We start from the raw sequence: 17303 nt of genomic DNA, 5'->3' as shown, positions 1-17303 counted from the left end.
TATTGCGTGTTTCCATGGCTCTACTCAGGATAAAAGAATTTAAATACCTATGTGTAGGTATATTTATTCCTGTTTTTTCTTGTTTTATTGCCTGTTAGTACCTATTTTTGTGGTGTGAGCCGGACGCTCATCATGTCAATAAAAAGAAAACAACTATGAACAAAAGTATCAAAGGGACAAAGACAGAAAAGCATTTGCTCATGGCATTTGCCGGCGAATCGCAAGCTCGGTCTCGCTATACTTTCTTCGCAAGTGTTGCCAAGAAAGAGGGTTACGAACAGATAGCCGGAGTTTTCATGGAAACCGCTGAGCAGGAAAAAGAGCATGCCAAAAGGTTTTTCTCTTTCTTGGAAGGCGGCATGCTTGAGATAACGGCTTCTTTTCCTGCAGGAATAATCGGTTCCACAGCCGAAAACTTGCGCGCGGCGGCTGCCGGCGAAAATGAAGAGTGGACAGACCTCTATCCGGCTTTTGCAGAAACTGCCGAAGAAGAGGGATTTAAGGAAATTGCAGCCGTATTTCGTCAGGTAGCTAAGGTCGAAGCCGAGCATGAACGCCGCTATCTGGCTCTTTTGGCTCATGTGGAAAATGGATCGTTCTTCGAGCGGACGGAAGAGATCGCATGGCAATGTCGCAATTGCGGTTATGTGGTTACTTCCAAGAAAGCTCCGAAGCTATGTCCTGCTTGCGCTCATCCGCAGGCTTACTTCGAGCCTATGAAAACGAATTACTGAGGATCATTCATATAGAGACGAAGTAATTATCTGATCTCATGTTTTTGAAGGGGGCACCACTCGGGAGAGTCGTGCCTCTTTTTATTCTGTTTGACCCCTCGAATGAGAGGATTTTTTGCTTAGTTTTTCCCTTCCTTTTAGGAGCATTTCTTATATTGGTGTCTCCGGCTGTATTGTCATAGATAAATACACCTAATCCGGCATCCTGATTGTCGAGCGCCATCGTAGTTTCCTTGCCTCGTATATGCAGGGTTAATTCGATATAGTCCGCCTCGCCGTTTATTGCAGGAATTGTAGCTGTACTTCCAGTCTCTCTTTACACACGAGTTCGTGGCGATTGAGAATCCCTTGTATTCCCGGCGAAGATACGTTCTTGGGTGTTGCCATTGTCCGGATCGGTAGAGTATAACGAGGTCGGGCAATCCGAATCTTTCTCGACGTCAGCATCGTTGTCCGTGTCTATATACAACAGTTTATTACCCATCCACTTGGGTGCGAATGAGTCTGTTATGATGACATCTTCAGACAAAACCTGCTGATTACTTCCATCCGCATCCGCGATACTGAGAGGTCCATGCGCTACGTTTTGATTTACATGTGATTAGCAAGCATAGGGCAGACGCAAGTATTGTTCTCGTATAGATTGCTCTCATTGTTTATCTTTTTTAGGTGACCGAGGCTTAGATCGGTAAATGGCTTATTGGTATTCAAAATTCGCAAATAATTTGGTGCATCCCTTTATCTATATACATTTTACACCTGATCTATACCGACCGTTATGATTGTGACCAAAAGGATAATCGGGTACACGTCACACGCTGAGAAAACAAGAAGATATGGTGCCGAAAAACGTGGCGCGGGAACATTTTCGTTTCCGCGCGTAAACTGAAAAATTCTCGCGCGGGAGCGAAAAACTTTTGGTGCCATTTTTTTACAAAAGCGGTTCGATTTTTTCCATAAAAGTGGTTCGTAAATCTGCTTCATCTTTCTCCGCTAACGACTCTGATTGACGTATGGAGAAAAAAAGATCGTCTGCTGTTTTGTTTGCAGATTGAATTCGATCCGGGGCGTTTATGTCATAAGACAGCAAAACAACATGTGTCCCTTTTTTCACTATACGTCAGGGCAAAGGATCGTGATTTCTCTTGTACTGTTTCCCTGTAGCCGTTGCATGGAGTGTCGCTGCCCGACTGTCGATTTTGTGGCTGTAGCTACTTGGATCACAACTAAACGGGGCTGTGGCTGTTATACTCATAAACGAAAAAATCGAATCCTAATTTTGACTACAAAGAAGTATCCGGATATAGCACCCTTCTTAGGGTCTAATCCGATGGGCGGATTTCTGCCGGTCGTCTTGTTGCTCCTGTTACTGCCGAGTGCGGGGATGATGGTGGCATGGACGGCTGCCATTGCTCTCTTTGTAATCATCGGTGGGGTGCTCTTTTTCCGTCGAAAAAGCAAGTACCGTCAGCCGGCCATATTGACTTCTTTGGCTGTACTGCTTCTCTTGTTGCCCACCATATGGCTGCCGGAGGCTTCTCCGCTCATTGGTATTGGCTCGATTCTGACGGCCATACTTCTGGTTTCGGCCGCGGTCAGACTGCTTCGCGGAAGCGGTCCTAAAGAGGCGAACTATACAGACTGTCCGCACAAACGTCTGGTCATGCTGGAGTATGGACGCATTACGGGGAGCATCCTGCGCATATCGCTCTTTTTCCTTTTTCTGATGGGACTTTTGCTCTACTTCAGGGGGGAGAGGATTGCACATGTCTTGCTGTATCTGCCCGGTGTTTCGCTCTTCCTGCTCTATGTATATGAGGTGATTCGTCTCGAATGGGTGCGCAGGGAGATGCGCCGCGAGGAGTGGATACCGATCACTGATACGCAGGGCGAATCCATCGGCCGTATAGCCCGATCCGAGACAGAGGCACTGGCTGATCCTGCTGCCGGCTTACTTCCCGTAGTACGTTTGATAGCCATTTCCGACGGGATGATCTATTTGAGCCATTACTGCAAATGCGATCTTTGTACGGGCGACTGCTATGATACTCCTTTCTTCTCGTGGCTGACCACGGATAAGCATCATAAGGAATTGGCACAAAGTCTTATAGACGAACGATTCTGCGGTGTGAATCGTCTGAGACCGCACTTTTTGCTGCGATATATCCACAATGAAAACGGAAAAGACCGGCTCGTCTATCTCTATTTGGCTCATATGTCCGAACCGAATATGATCTTGTGCGACAAGGATCCGCGAGTAGGCAAATGGTGGCCGGTGGATCAGATCGAAGAGCAGCTTTCGGGTCTGACTTTCGGTCCTTATCTCCGGAGCGAAATGCCTTACCTGAGGCAGACGGTACTGCTTGCCGAGCAGCTCAAGAATCATCACGAATAGAAAAGATCAACCGTACCCCGTCCCCGATCATGATGGAAAACAACCCCGTTCTATATCTTATCCCCGTGCCGCTGGGCGAAACGGATCACACTCGCGTTCTGCCCGAATACAACAGGACTATTGTCCGTAGTCTACGCCATTTCATCGTCGAAAATATCCGTTCGGCTCGCCGTTTCCTGAAAACGGCAGACCGGTCTATCGACATAGATTCGCTCACCTTCTACGAACTCAACAAGCATACTTCCCCGGAGGAGGTCAGCTCTTATCTTCGCCCTATGGCTGCCGGCGAGAGCATGGGCGTCATATCGGAAGCGGGTTGTCCCGCGATAGCAGATCCAGGCGCAGATGTGGTAGCCATCGCACAGCGCAAGGGATTGAGGGTGGAGCCACTTGTGGGGCCGAGTTCGATCCTGATGGGACTGATGGCTTCCGGCTTCAATGGTCAGAGCTTCGCTTTCAAAGGCTACCTGCCCATCGGGGAAAATGAACGTTTGGCTGCTTTCAAAGAGATGGAGACGCGAATCTATAAGTGTCACGAGACGCAGATCTTCATCGAAACGCCTTATCGAAACGACAAACTGGTGGACGAACTCATTCGCCACTGCCGACCGACGACCAAACTATGCATTGCCTCCCATATCTCTTGTCCCGACGAACTGATTCGTACTCGTACCCTCTCGGAATGGAAGAAAGGGAAGCCTGCACTACATAAAATTCCCACCATCTTCTTACTCTATAAATAATAGATGACACCACTACCTCAAGATTTTGTCTCTGCTATGCGCCCACTGTTAGGGAGCGAAGCCGAAGCATTTTTTGCAGCACTCGACAGTCCTGCACCTGTAAGCGTACGTCGCAATCCTAATAAACTGGGCATCGGTACCACTGTCATGGATCTGCCCACCAATAAGCCTGTGCCTTGGTGTCCCCTCGGCACGTATCTGGCTGAGAGACCTTCTTTCACCAATGATCCGGTCTTCCATGCCGGAGGCTACTATGTACAGGAAGCCTCTTCCATGTTTTTGTGGCAGTTGGAACCTCTGCTCGGCGAGTCACCTGTCAGGGCTTTGGATCTCTGCGCTTCCCCGGGTGGAAAGAGTACACTCCTGACCAATATATTGCCGGAGGGCAGCGTATTGGTCAGCAATGAAGTGATTCACCATCGCGCCAATATTCTGGCTGAAAACATGATCAAGTGGGGCTATCCGACTGGTATTGTCACCGAAGCGGATCCCGACAAGTTGAAATCCGTGGGAGAGACTTTCGACTTCATTCTGGTCGATGCTCCCTGCTCGGGAGAAGGCATGTTCCGTAAGGATGAGGCTGCTCGATCCGAATGGAGCCTGCAAAATGTGGAGCTTTGTGCTCGCAGGCAGCAGCGTATCCTCTCTGCCGCATGGGAAATGTTGCAGCCGGGAGGCCTCTTGGCATACAGCACCTGTACCTTCAATACGCTTGAGAACGAAGACAATCTGGCTTTCCTCGTCGATACTTTCGGAGCGGAGCCTGTGGCTTTGGACGTTCTCCCCGAATGGCAGATCGCTCCTCAACTCAAAGGAGAGGCACCGGCATACCGTTTCTTCCCTCACAAAGTTGTGGGTGAAGGCTTTTTCTTCTGCCTCGTTCGCAAACCGGAGGGAGAACCCGTAAGGCATAAGCACCCCAAGAGCAAGGGAAAGAAAAATGTGGAAAAGCATATCCCTCATGGCATCAAATGCTTCGTACATGCTCCCGAAAAATACGAATGGCAGTGGATGGGAGACGAGTATGTGCACGCTCTTACCCCCAATGTGCTCGAAATAGTCGAATGCCTCAAGGCAAATGGCATCAGATTGCATACGGCTGGAATTACGGTAGGAATGCAAAAGGGGAAAGATCTCGTGCCGGCTCCGGCCTTGGCTTTGTCCACGGAAATGGACGACCACTCATTCTTCGATATGGAGTTTTCGCGGGATGAAGCTCTCACCTACTTGGCCCGTCAGTCTGTGACCACTATGCCTGATCTGCCGCTCGGCTTCGTCCTCGCCACATTCCGCAGACGTCCGCTCGGCTTCCTGAAAAATCTCGGCACACGTGCCAACAATCTATATCCGCAGGATTGGCGCATTCGAAATCTCGAAACCTCCGAGGACTGTATGGCAGCCAAAGACTGACCCTCCTCTCTCGTATAGGAAGTATTTCAGATACAAATAATCTGACTGACAGGGAGCCATGCCGAAAGATCGCGGCATGGCTCCCTGCTTTTATACTCGATCAATCTCCGACTCCTGTCGAATAACCGGTCTACACCCGTTCCATGAAAAAGAAACGGGTAGGAAACGACATCCTCCCCGAAAGGCTTCTGTCGAATCCTACCCGTTTGGGTACTAATCGTCTAAACCGCTTTATTTGATCTCCCAAACGTCTCCTTTAAGAAGGAGTTCGTGGAGCTTGCGTATAGGGTTCTTCTGCCGGATCTCTTCGATCTGAGCTTCCACTGCCCTGTCGTAGCAGGGAGCTTCCACGTCGCGGATGACTCCGAGAGCAATAGGCATGCTCTCATCCGTGTAACCCATCATCGCGAGGAGATGGTGCAGCGTTACGTCTTGCTCATGCTTGTCGTGCACGAGTACGTCATCGAGGGTGTAACCGTCTTCGCCTATCGTAACGGCACGAAGCTTGAGTCCTTCCAATACGATTCCCTTATCACGGTTCGCTCCGAAGATCATCTTCTCACCGTGACGCAACGTGATGGTGCGATCGGCGCGCAGGTCTTTGTGTGAGCGGTTCTTATGCGTACCGTCATTGAAGATCACGCAGTTTACCAATACTTCCGTGGCGGCAAAACCTCTATGATTTGCTGAGGCTACGAAGCAGTCCTGCAGGGTCTTCATGTCCACATCGATGGCACGGGCGAAGAAATTGCCGCGAGCACCGAGGATCAGTTCTGCAGGGATGAACGGATCTTCTACCGTACCGTAGGGTGAACTCTTGGATACGAATCCGCGAGCTGAGGTAGGAGAGTATTGTCCCTTGGTCAGACCATAGATACGGTTATTGAAAAGAACCGCATTGATGTCGATATTCCTGCGCACGGCATGGATGAAGTGGTTACCACCGATAGCCAAGCTGTCACCGTCTCCGGATGCGAGCCATACGGAAAGCTCCGGATTGGCCGTCTTCACACCGGTAGCGATGGCTGCACCACGACCGTGAATGGTGTGGAAGCCATAGGTGTTCATATAGTATGGCAAACGCGAAGAACATCCGATACCGGATATTACAGCCGTCTGATGGGGAGGAATCCCTATTTCGGCCATTGCCTTCTGGAGGGTTACTACCACAGCGTGGTCACCGCAACCCGGGCACCAACGCACATACTGATCGCTCTTATAGTCTTTTGCCTCGTACATGGGGCACTTAGTCGTTTCTGACATAATCATTTCTCCTCCATCATTTGCGTGAATACTTCTACCATCTCACTCATAACAAGCGGCTGGCCAGTCACACGGTTGAACTGCAGCGGGTGGAATCCGGGGACTTCGCCTCGCAGATAGAGAGCAAACTGTCCCAAATTCTGCTCGGCAACCACTGCCTTCGGATAGCGTTGCAGTACTTCTGCCGTATTCTTGGGAAGCGGATTGATAAAGCGGAAGTGAGCCAAAGCCACCTTCTTGCCGGCTTTGCGCATACGCTCCATTGTCTCATAGAGGTGGCCATAGGTACCGCCCCAACCGATGATCAACAGCTCGGCATCGTCCTTATCGCCGTGTACTTCCAAGTCAGGAATATCCTGGGCAATAGCTTGAACCTTAGCTTCACGTGTAGCGACCATCTTGGCGTGATTATCCGGATTGGTGCTAATGGCACCGGTCACATAGTCTTTCTCCAGACCGCCCAGGCGGTGCTGGAAGCCTTCCTGTCCGGGGATAGCCCAATAGCGGACGTGCGTCTCTTCATTTCTGAAGTAGGGTCTCCACTTGGCTTCGCCCTTATACTGATCCACATAGGGAGGATGGATATCGGGATATGATTGGGGATCGGGGATTCTCCATGCAGAGGAGCCGTTAGCGATGAAAGCATCCGTCAGCAGGATAACCGGCGTCATATGCTCCAAAGCTATCTTACATGCCCAGAAAGCAGCGTCGAAGCAGTCTGACGGTGTAGTGGCAGCTATGACAGGGATGGGGCTTTCTCCATTACGTCCGAACAAGGCTTGCAACAAGTCGGTCTGTTCGCTCTTGGTCGGCAAACCGGTCGAAGGGCCACCACGCTGAACGTCCACCAATACGAGAGGAAGCTCGGCCATTACTGCCAGACCGAGGGCTTCGCTCTTCAGAGCCAAACCGGGGCCGGAAGTGTTGGTTACTGCCAGATTGCCGGCAAAGGATGCACCGATAGCCGTACAGATACCGGCGATTTCGTCTTCGGCCTGAACCGTTTTTACACCCAAAGATTTCAATTTGGCCAGCTCGTGCAGGATGTCTGTAGCCGGAGTGATGGGGTAACTGCCGAGGAAGAGGTTGAGATTGGCATGTTCGGCAGCGGCAACCAGACCATAAGCTGTGGCTTTGTTTCCGCTGATATCCATATATACCCCGGGTGTTTGTTTGCGACCTTCGATTCGATAGATCGTAGCCGTAGCATGGGTATTATGTCCATAGTTGAAACCATCTGCAAGAGCCTTGATATTGGCATTGAGGATAGCTTCTTTCTTGCCGAATTTTCTATTCAGATAGTCTTTGGCATGCTGTGTAGGACGGTCGAACAACCAACATACGAGACCGAGTGCAAACATATTCTTGCAGCGGAGGGCTGCTTTCGCATCGAGACCGAATTCTGCGGTAGACTTCTTCACCATGGATGAAATGGGTACGGTGAAGAGCTCTTGTGTCGTAAGCCCCAACTCGGTCATGAAGTCTTCAGAGGCAATTTCTGCTTTCTCCAAATCAGATGCCATGAAAGAGTCAGAGTCGATAATAATAATGGAGTCCCGTCTTACGTGCGTCCGGTTAACTTTGAGAGCGGCAGGGTTCATGGCTACGAGAACGTCAGCCAAATCGCCGGGAGTACGTACCAGATCGGTTCCGATGTGCACTTGAAATCCGGATACTCCGCCCAATGTCCCTTGTGGAGCACGAATTTCTGCCGGATAGTCTGGGAAAGTGGAAATGGTGTTGCCAAACACCGCCGAAAGGTCGGAGAATATCGTTCCGGTCAGCTGCATCCCATCTCCGGAGTCGCCGCAGAATCGGACTACAACATCTTTCAGCGTTTTTACGGTAGTTTTTTCCGTCATAGCATACTGAGTTTGATAAGGTGGATTTTACCAGAATGCGACGAGCCCTATCAAATAATTTTCAGGTGATAAAGACCAATCGCAACGGCCGCAAAGTTCCGATATTTTTTTCATTCACAAGACATTCCGCTCCAAAATATTTGGATTCCATGCCTGTCCGCGAGAGAAAAGAATGCGGCGAAGGCTTCTTCGCAAATCGCATTTCAACATCAAAAGGATGGCACCCCGAGACTTATTCCTGTTTGCCTGCTCTGCGGCAAACAAAATGTCGCAAAAGGATACTTTCTCCATGCAAGTTGTTTTTACTTGTCAGAGCATGAAAAAGCGATCGATCGAAGTGATTCTTTTTTTCGGTTTTTCCCGTTTTGCTTTTCCGACTGAGATCGAAAGGGTATGAATTTGCTCCAAATAGATGACAGAGGCCTGTTGCAGGGTTGACGCATCAAAAACAGCTTTCTAAGCACTTTTATAGTCGCTAAAGCTCCGTTAGTTATGTACCATTTTATTGGAAAGCCTCTGCATGGCCCCGGACCCTACGAAGAAGAAGTGTTCGATCCGTCAGGAAAAGTCGAACCACAAATCAGAAGAAAGTGGTTCCGGAAATCCTGAAAACACGCGCGTAAAAAATTTCGTTTTGGTTCGAGAACAAAAAAAATCTCGCGCCAAAACGAAAAAAATCTCGCGCCACGTTTTGCGGAGCCATACTCCACAAAATTGACGAACGATAGTCTCGTGTGCTATAAAATATTGATAGTCGATACAAAAGAGGCACCCGCCTGAGTTCGATTGCGAACTTCGGCGGGTGCCTTATCCGTTTGCACAGGGATGAGAGGGATTCTACATCCTTATGCGATTATATTCCCCTTATTCCTCTTATCGGAGGGAACTTGTACCACGTTTTAGAGGAAGTGTACTTTGCCGGTGGACATTTCGTAGATGGCTCCGCAGATCTTGATCTTACCCTCCTCTTCCAGCTTCTTGAGGATCGGACTATCCCGACGGATTTCGTCCATGGTTTGAATCACATTTTCCTTGACCACTGCATCGGCAAATTCCTTGTTGGCATAGGTGCGCTCGCCCATGTACTGAGTAGCCTCGACGGAAGGCTTGATCTCCTCCATCAGAGAAGTAATGTTGCCCATCTCGACTCCTTTGATAGCAGACTTGATGGCGCCACAATCCTCATGGCCCAGTACGAGCAGCACTTTAGAGCCCGACACTTCGCACGCGTATTCCAAACTGCCAAGCATATGGTCGTCTACGACATTGCCGGCCACACGACCGACGAACAGGTCTCCGATCCCCTTGTCGAAAATGTATTCCACCGGTACGCGGCTGTCGATACAGGAGAGGATGATGGCTTCGGGGAATTGCCCTTCGAGACCGGCCACGGCTTGAGCATTGAGGTCACGAGGGAGCTGTTTGTTGGCCACATATCGGGCATTGCCCTCCTGCAAGCTTACAAGTACAGCTTCGGGAGTCAGTCCTTGCTGAATGTCTTGCGTGAGTACCTCGCTGATCCGTCCCTCTACGGCGGCGGTAGGAGTGTCGGATTTTGTCTGCGTAGTTTGGTTGCCGCATGCTACAAGCATTGCCATTGCAGCAGAGAACAAAACGATCTTCTTCATAATCTTTTCGTTGTTAATGATGAATGAATAATGTTAAACCTTACCTGCATACTATGATGAACACTGTCGGGATTTCCCCAACTCATTGTTTGATAGCCATATAGACGCTCGGTACAAACATAACATTTTTCCCTTATTTCGATCGATTATAGAAGATTACGCCGATTCCGTACTTCTCCCGAGGTCTTTCATCCGGCAACGCCCGGATTTTTTTTGATCACAGTGTGTACGATACATGACCTCTCGCACGTTTCTTTAGCAAAGCACGATCAAGGGCTAATCTATTTTTCAAACCTCACATAACGATGAAACAGAAAACACCATCAGCCGTATTCACTTTGCTCCTCGTCTTAACAGCCTTTTTATCCATTTCGGCTTGTGGCCGTCAGAGTGACAAACACAAAGAAGTCCTCACCGTGCAAGATTTCGGCTCTCCCGTGGAGCTTGTCCCTATCCAAAGCGGCAACGTTGCCAATGACCGACGTCTCTATGGGCTAACAGATTGTGATGAGTACCTGTTAGCCTATACATCCGGCGAAACACATGCCATTAAGCTGATACGCAAATCGGATTTTCAGGTGCAGGATTCCATCTGCCCTCTTGGAGAAGGGCCGGAAGAATATCTTGGATTAGAAATTTGCAGGTACGACTATTCCACCGGTAATCTGTTCGTTCTGGAGTCCGATAAATCTCTTTTGAGAGAAATCAATATCGAAGAAAGTGTACATGCAGGTAGCACCGTAGTCAAAGGAGAGCGTTCGTACGCGAAATCAGGCAGACGTTTGTGGAGCCTATTTGTCGCTAATTCGGGCAGACAGTTGGCTTGTACAATAAACGATGGCTCTTTTTTTTATTACGAGATACAGCCGGGAAAGCCAATAAAAGAAGAGAACCTGCGCTCGGCTCCGATAGAGCTTGCCGAATCACTCAAGCCGAATACCCCATACATCACGCAAAGTCTTTCGGCCTTTAACCCCGAAAAAGAGGTTGCTTTTATCTCTTATGCCAATATGCGTCGGTTCGATCTTATCAGCGTAGAGAAGGGCTTGCTGAATACGCTCTACTTCAATGAGAAGAAATCGGCCAATCAAACCGCTGAAGAAATGAGCGAAATGTATCAGTGGTATCCTTGGGGGATCGCATCCACCAAAGAACATATCTACCTGGGCTATGCATTGGAAGAGAGGAAGAGTGAGGAGGAAGAGTTAGAACAGACACATATCCTCGTATTCGACTGGGAGGGCAATCCCGTTAAGCATCTCGTACTTCCAATTCCGGCAAGGAGTTTTACCCTAAGCCAAGACGGCAAGAAGCTCTACACCCTAAATGAAAGCGAAACCGAGCTGAACTCCATCAGTGCGTATGACATTAAATAAGAATTTGCCCATTTGTTCTTTATGATGGGTGAAAGCATAATAGTTATAAAGAGTAATGAAAAGATTATTTGTTTTGATTGTGTCAATCTTGGTCACATGTGCGTTCTCTGCGTGTAAGTATTCAGCTCATAGCAGTCAAGAGGTAATTGTTACTGCAGGAGATTTCGGCCCTGCCGAAATCCTGCTGCCTTCTAAGACAGAGAGGATGGCTTCGGCTCAAGATCCTTTTTGGATAATTGATTGTGGAGATTTTTTAGTTTCGCACGATGAAGTCGATAACCATGCTTATATTGTAATTCGGAAATCCGATCTCCGTGTTGCAACGCTTCTTTGCCCGATAGGAGAAGGTCCGGAAGAATATCTTGACCCAATGCTCAGTTTTTACAGCTATGAGAATAAAACCCTGTCGATATTTGATCCGGACAAATCTTTGTTATCAACAATAGACATCAATAAAAGCGTCGAAACGGACTCGACAGTGGTTGACAGCTGGGTGTCTTTTGTAAAAACGGGAAAACGAATACATCGATTGTTTACAGCAGCGTCCGGAGACCAATTGGCCTATGTATTTGAAGGACTTAACTTTGCTTTTTACCGAGTATCTCCTGAAAAGCAATTGATGGATACGGATCTTTGCTCACCCAAAATAAATCTCTTAGAGAAAAACAAGAGTCAAGAGCTATATGTAGCTCAGAGTTTACAGGCATTTGATGAGAAAAAAGGCGTGTTTTTTGCGGCTTACTCTGCAATTCCACGGTTCGATCTGATCGACATCAAGAATGGCTGTCGAAAAAAAACCTTTTTTGAACGAAAAGTATCTCCGGATCAAGCTGCTGAAATACTCAAAGAACGAAACACTCGATACACTTGGAGTATAGCTTATAGTGCAGAGCATGTATATGTAGGTTATTATATGGATGTACAGTCTTATGAAGAGGATAATTCCACTCATATCCTCGTATTCGACTGGGAGGGCAATCCCGTTAAGCATTTCGTACTCCCCATTCCGGCAAAAAGTTTTGCCGTAAGTCAAGATGGCAAGAAGCTCTACACCCTAAACGAAAGTGAGACCCAACCGAACTCCATCAGCGTGTATGATATCTAAACAGAGCTTTGCTTATTTATATCTTTTTTATACCTTTCCGGCAAATTGGAATCGACATGCAGAAACGATGGATTTATGAGCACTAAAATCAAATTGAGCATTCTTATCCTTCATACTCTTTTTAGCCTTTTTTCCTGTCAGGGAAAAGCAAGTAAAAATGCTGAGGACCTAGTCGCCTATTGGTTTGATAGGGAAATTATTATTCCCGACTCGTTGGTTTTCACTCGCTTTGCTACTGATACTGTTCCTTTCGATTACAGACAGAAACCATATAGAATTCTTGTCTATGGCGATTCTACCGGGTGCACCGGGTGTGAACTACAACTGAAGGGATGGATGCGACTGATGAAAGAGCTTGAAGAGATTGCTCCTAATCAGATAGAGTACCTTTTTATTCTCTTTCCTAATGACAAGCAGAAACTAAAGACAATCTTACAAAATGAGCGATTCTATTATCCCGTTTGCATAGACGAATGTGACAAAACCAATACATTGAACCGCTTCCCGAAACAAAAGGAAGCTCATACATTCCTATTGGATTCAAGCAATAAAGTAAAAATCATAGGAAATCCTGTATATAACCACGAGATTGAAAAGTTATACAAAAATGAATTAGGAACCTTTGCAAGAAAAAAAATCGACAAAGAAGAGAGGCTTCCAATTACCAATATTCATCTGTCTACCAAAGATATCTGGTATGGACAACTGACTAAAGGTGACACTATCGAAAGTGATGTATTCCTCTACAATAGAGGAGAGCATTCATTCAAGATAGAGAAAATAATAGTTTCATGTGACTGTACTGCGACTTGGATATCTAAAGGATTGGTTGAATCCGGCGACTCAGCTCGTTTACATATACGTTTGGTTGCAGAAGAAGAAGGGGACCTCTTTAGAACTGTTGCTATACATGGGAATATTTCATCCTCTCCTTTAGTGGTATCACTAAGTGGAAAGGTTATTAGTATTAATCATAAAAAACAAGAAAAATGAAAGCAAAAGGTATTAGGATTGCAATCATTGCAATCGCAGGGGTAGGTCTATTCGCCTTCCAGGGAATGAAACAAGAGAGTGCGCAATCAGCTAATGCACAGGCCTTTGGAGTTGATCCTATAGAAAAGACATGTTGTTATTACAAACATGAATCAGGAGGTAAAACCATTATAGAATGTGGTTCTTGTAAAGTAATCAGAAATGCAAAAGGAATAAATGTAAAAGAAGGAAGTTGCCAGATACCTGGAGTTGATCCTGCGCCCACTACTGAATTAGAATCATAATTAAGAATTATATCTATAGTTTGCCTGTTTTGTCTGTTCCATTTTAGCGTTTGGTTTTAAATTGCCACTCTCACTAGAATGGAACAGACATCAAATCAAAAAAATAATGAATAAAAAAAATACACTAATATCCATATCTTTACTTTTCCTGGCTGTATCTGCATGTAAAAATCAAGATCATACCTACAATGAAATATTAGCAATAAAAGATTTTGGTTCTCCTATTGCTCTTACAGGAGATAAGGTTGCCAGCATTACAAATGAAGTTCCCCTCTATGGTTTGACAGATTGTGGAGATTACCTTTTATCGAGAATCACAACTAAACAGACATACGCCTTTAAATTGATACGAAAATCGGATTTTCAGGAGATACTTTCGATCTGTCCATTGGGGGAAGGGCCTGAAGAGTATTTCGATCCAACTGAATGCGAATATAGCTATTCAACAGATAATGTCTTAATTCTGGAATCGGACAAGTCACTCTTGAGGGAAATCAATATCACCGAAAGCCTACAGGCTGGTAACACTGTAGCCAAAAGTCAAAGTTCATACAGGAAATCTGGCAAACGTATTTGGAATTTGTTTGTCTCTAATTCTGGAAAGCAGTTAGCATATATATTAGAAAGTGGCTATTTCTCTTATTATGAAATACAGCCAGAAAAGCAGTTGTTAGAAAAAGACCTACGCTCGAATCCGATAAAGCTAGCTGAACTATACAAACCCAATGCTATATATATATCCCAAAGTCTTTCCACCTTTAATCCACAAAAAGGAGTTGCTTTTGTCTCTTATGAGAACTTGCGCCGATTTGATCTTATTAGCATAGACAAAGGGTTACTAAAAATCTTCTATTTTAATGAAAAAAAAACGCCCAATGAAGCAGCTGAAGCCATGGGAAAATTATACCAATGGTATAACTGGGACATCGCATCGACTAAAGAGTATATCTATCTGGGTTATGCATTGGAAGAGAGGAAGAGTGAAGAGGAAGAGTTGGAACAGACACATATCCTCGTATTCGACTGGGAAGGCAATCCCGTTAAGCATCTCGTGCTTCCAATTCCGGCAAAAAGTTTTGCCGTAAGTCAAGACGGCAAGAAACTCTATACCCTAAACGAAAGCGAGACCCAACCGAACTCTATCAGCGTGTACGATATTAAATAGGGAATTTCTCATTTGTTTTTTATACCTTTCGGGATACGTTTGAATAACGTGCAAAAATGATGTGTTTATGAATATCAAAACTAAACCGAGTATTTTGATTCTTAGATTTAGTCCATCGAATCTCAAGTGTTACGGATTACGTTTGCTATGCATATGTTGAAAGAAATAAAAGGAAAATACATCCTATTTGCTTTATTGCTCCAAACAGTGCTTTTTTCATGTACAGCTAAACCTGAGATGGAGGAATTAGTTACTGCCGAGGACTTCACTATGGGAAGCCTTGAAGGAGGGGTAAAATTTGTATTGCCGGATTCTTTGTTTACCGCCTATGCATTGGATGATGTGGGCGATTATTTGCTTGCTATGGTGCCGGACAGGCCTTATCACTATTATCTACTTGATAAGGCTGATCTCTCTATCGTGACAGGATTGTGCCCACAGGGAGAAGGGCCGGAAGAGTATTTGTCTCCCAGTGTCACTTACAATGCGGACGAGAATACACTGACTCTGATGGAACGAGATAGATCGAGACTCTCCATAATAGATATTGCTGCCAGTGCAGCTCAGAAAGAGACTGTCGTGAAAGCGCAAACGAGTTTTGCGAAAACAGGGAAAGCCGTATTTCGTGTATTTGGCACACGTTCACCCTATCCAGCTTATATCTTGGAAGGGATGACGTTCGGGCTGTATTCGCTTGTGCCGGACAAGCAGTTGCAAGAGACCGATCTGTTATTGCCGCCTGTGAAGTTACCCGAATCTCTCCAGAGGGCATCGCTTTATATGACGCAAACTACACATGTATATAGTAGCATTAAGCATACCTTGTTTGCTGCCAACCTCTACTTCCCCCGTATAGATCTGATCGATACGGAAAGCCGTGGGGTCCGCAACTTTTATCTTAACAGCAAAATTGAACCGGAGAAAGCCGCAGAAGGAGATAGGGTTTCCTATGTATGGGGAATAGCAGGAACAGATCAATACGTGTATGTGGGTAGCACTAATCGACCAAATGCGATGATGGGGGATTGGGAGCAAAAAGAAATCTACGTATTCAATTGGGAAGGACGCCCCGTGAAGCGATATAAGCTTCCACGATCGGGTAGTTCTTTTACTGTCGACAATCAAGATAGCAAGCTCTATGTGCTGATTCAGGACGAAGAGGGAACAGAGGTCTACAGATACGACATCAAATAAGAAAGTACAAAAAAAAGCCATGCAGCTATCCGGATACAGAGTAGTATGGTTGCCATTTATATTCTTGATGGCACTGAGCGTAGTAGGATGTAATGGTGGCAAGAAAAAGACTGCCGATACATCATCAGGTGAGGATATGGAACTGTTCACCTCGGGTGGAGATACCATCGATGTGCAGATCGCCGAACTCAAGCTCGGGCCTTTCGACAGACAAATAGTGAGCCATGGAAAACTGCGTGCTCGCGAAACAGCTGTCTTGCAGTTCGAGGACAGCCGGCAACCCCTCCATCGCCTCTACGTCCGCAACGGACAGCACGTAGTCCGAGGACAAAAAATAGCTGCCATCGACGACCGTAGAGCTTTGCTCGAGGTGCAAAAGAGTGAAGACGAATTCAAGCAACGCGAGCTGGATTTGCAGGATGTACTGGTCGGCATGGGTTATTCTCCCCATGACAAATCCGAGATTCCTGCGGACAAATTGGCCCTGGCCTGCATCAAAAGCGGATACAACATAGCCGAAAGCAATTACAAACAAGCCCAACTCCGACTAAAGCATGTATGTCTGAGTGCACCCATCAGCGGTGTGGTCGCCGATCTGCATGCACAGGAGCATACCATACCCGAATCTGGCAAACCCCTCTGTCGCATCATCGGAGACAGTGGTTTCGAGGTAGTCTTCGAGGTGTTGGAGAGCGAGCTTAGTGCCATCCGAACAGGCGAACGAGTGGAAATCCGCCCCGTAGCTTTGAGGGACGTAACGACCGAAGGCGTTTTACAAGAGATCAATCCCTCCGTAGACGATCGTGGTATGGTACAGGTATCCGCCGGCCTGCGGAATCCTTCCAAGAACCTTTTCCACGGTATGAATGTAGAAGTACGGATCAATCAGCGTATGGAGGAGCGTATGGTAATTCCTAAGAGTGCCGTGGTACTCCGTTCGGACAAGCCGGTAGTATTTTCCGTTCGTAATGGCACTGCTGCATGGAACTATGTGGATATAGAAGCTGAGAATGCCGAGAACTATTGTATCGTGAGCAAGACGCTCAAGCCGGGTGAGATGATAGTTGTAGACGGCAATGCCAATCTGGCACACAAGACTCCTGTGGCACTCCGCCGATAGAGAAGAAGACTAATCGTAAAAGCTCCATACC

At 46.7% G+C, this 17303-nt stretch carries 16 protein-coding genes and 1 pseudogene; 12 read left to right on the top strand and 5 right to left on the bottom strand.

The genetic code is table 11. From position 1 onward, the window contains the following. Window positions 1-155 precede the first annotated feature (155 nt). Window positions 156-734 carry a rubrerythrin gene (rbr, locus tag HQ50_RS08705; RefSeq protein WP_039429863.1) on the top strand — a complete coding sequence of 193 codons (579 nt, stop codon included), beginning with the start codon at window positions 156-158 and terminating at the stop codon, window positions 732-734. Window positions 735-1510: 776 nt separating this feature from the next. Here rbr and HQ50_RS12695 read toward each other — a convergent pair. After that, window positions 1511-1630, bottom strand: a pseudogene (locus tag HQ50_RS12695) (DUF1661 domain-containing protein); the annotation flags it as partial. Window positions 1631-2013: 383 nt separating this feature from the next. Between HQ50_RS12695 and HQ50_RS08690 the strand changes: the two are divergent. The 3 genes from HQ50_RS08690 to HQ50_RS08680 are packed head-to-tail and all read left to right on the top strand — an operon-like array spanning window position 2014 to window position 5282. Next, window positions 2014-3129, top strand: coding sequence for a hypothetical protein (locus tag HQ50_RS08690; RefSeq protein WP_026292354.1), 1116 nt, complete (start codon window positions 2014-2016; stop codon window positions 3127-3129). A gap of 29 nt (window positions 3130-3158) precedes the next feature. Further along, complete coding sequence (locus tag HQ50_RS08685) at window positions 3159-3872, top strand: SAM-dependent methyltransferase (protein WP_080734741.1); 714 nt, start codon at window positions 3159-3161, stop codon at window positions 3870-3872. A gap of 3 nt (window positions 3873-3875) precedes the next feature. Further along, complete coding sequence (locus tag HQ50_RS08680) at window positions 3876-5282, top strand: SAM-dependent methyltransferase (RefSeq protein ID WP_039429790.1); 1407 nt, start codon at window positions 3876-3878, stop codon at window positions 5280-5282. A gap of 231 nt (window positions 5283-5513) precedes the next feature. Here HQ50_RS08680 and HQ50_RS08675 read toward each other — a convergent pair whose 3' ends face one another. The 3 genes from HQ50_RS08675 to HQ50_RS12235 all read right to left on the bottom strand — a co-directional run bounded on the left by HQ50_RS08675 (window position 5514) and on the right by HQ50_RS12235 (window position 9073). Further along, entirely contained in the window at window positions 5514-6521 is a 1008-nt protein-coding gene (locus HQ50_RS08675) for a 2-oxoacid:ferredoxin oxidoreductase subunit beta (protein ID WP_080732502.1), read from the bottom strand. 26 nt (window positions 6522-6547) lie between these two features. Next, complete coding sequence (locus HQ50_RS08670) at window positions 6548-8407, bottom strand: 2-oxoacid:acceptor oxidoreductase subunit alpha (RefSeq protein ID WP_039429784.1); 1860 nt, start codon at window positions 8405-8407, stop codon at window positions 6548-6550. A 558-nt stretch (window positions 8408-8965) separates the two neighbouring features. After that, window positions 8966-9073, bottom strand: coding sequence for a DUF1661 domain-containing protein (locus HQ50_RS12235; protein ID WP_230493472.1), 108 nt, complete (start codon window positions 9071-9073; stop codon window positions 8966-8968). Between HQ50_RS12235 and HQ50_RS12690 the strand changes: the two genes are divergently transcribed. Further along, a complete protein-coding gene (locus tag HQ50_RS12690; protein WP_099779092.1) occupies window positions 9042-9125 on the top strand; it encodes a DUF1661 domain-containing protein in 84 nt (27 codons plus the stop codon). The genes HQ50_RS12235 and HQ50_RS12690 overlap by 32 nt on opposite strands. Before the next feature lie 181 nt (window positions 9126-9306). Here the strand turns inward: HQ50_RS12690 and HQ50_RS08660 are convergent, their stop codons facing one another. Continuing rightward, window positions 9307-10035, bottom strand: a complete 729-nt coding sequence (locus tag HQ50_RS08660; RefSeq protein WP_039429782.1) for a carbonic anhydrase family protein — start codon at window positions 10033-10035, stop codon at window positions 9307-9309. 305 nt (window positions 10036-10340) lie between these two features. Here HQ50_RS08660 and HQ50_RS08655 point away from each other — a divergent pair, with 305 nt between their 5' ends. The 7 genes from HQ50_RS08655 (at window position 10341) to HQ50_RS08625 (ending at window position 17272) form a co-directional block, all read left to right on the top strand. Beyond that, a complete protein-coding gene (locus HQ50_RS08655; protein WP_039429778.1) occupies window positions 10341-11411 on the top strand; it encodes a BF3164 family lipoprotein in 1071 nt (356 codons plus the stop codon). Window positions 11412-11466: 55 nt separating this feature from the next. Then, on the top strand, window positions 11467-12516 hold the full coding sequence (locus tag HQ50_RS08650; RefSeq protein ID WP_039429775.1) for a BF3164 family lipoprotein: 1050 nt from the start codon (window positions 11467-11469) through the stop codon (window positions 12514-12516). 75 nt (window positions 12517-12591) lie between these two features. Continuing rightward, the gene (locus tag HQ50_RS08645; RefSeq protein WP_039429771.1) at window positions 12592-13509 is read left to right on the top strand and encodes a DUF1573 domain-containing protein; all 918 of its coding nucleotides are present in this window, start codon (window positions 12592-12594) and stop codon (window positions 13507-13509) included. Beyond that, entirely contained in the window at window positions 13506-13793 is a 288-nt protein-coding gene (locus tag HQ50_RS08640) for a hypothetical protein (RefSeq protein ID WP_039418363.1), read from the top strand. Before HQ50_RS08645 ends, HQ50_RS08640 begins: the two co-directional genes overlap by 4 nt. Window positions 13794-13899: 106 nt before the next feature. Beyond that, window positions 13900-14958, top strand: coding sequence for a BF3164 family lipoprotein (locus HQ50_RS08635; protein ID WP_039418405.1), 1059 nt, complete (start codon window positions 13900-13902; stop codon window positions 14956-14958). Between the two features lie 237 nt (window positions 14959-15195). Continuing rightward, complete coding sequence (locus tag HQ50_RS08630; protein WP_235317970.1) at window positions 15196-16152, top strand: TolB-like 6-bladed beta-propeller domain-containing protein; 957 nt, start codon at window positions 15196-15198, stop codon at window positions 16150-16152. A gap of 19 nt (window positions 16153-16171) precedes the next feature. Next, window positions 16172-17272 carry an efflux RND transporter periplasmic adaptor subunit gene (locus tag HQ50_RS08625; protein WP_039429765.1) on the top strand — a complete coding sequence of 367 codons (1101 nt, stop codon included), beginning with the start codon at window positions 16172-16174 and terminating at the stop codon, window positions 17270-17272. Window positions 17273-17303: the final 31 nt, after the last annotated feature.

It is taken from the genome of Porphyromonas sp. COT-052 OH4946, from assembly GCF_000765965.1.
Classification (GTDB): domain Bacteria; phylum Bacteroidota; class Bacteroidia; order Bacteroidales; family Porphyromonadaceae; genus Porphyromonas; species Porphyromonas gulae.
This window is presented reverse-complemented; position numbering and strand designations above follow the sequence as displayed.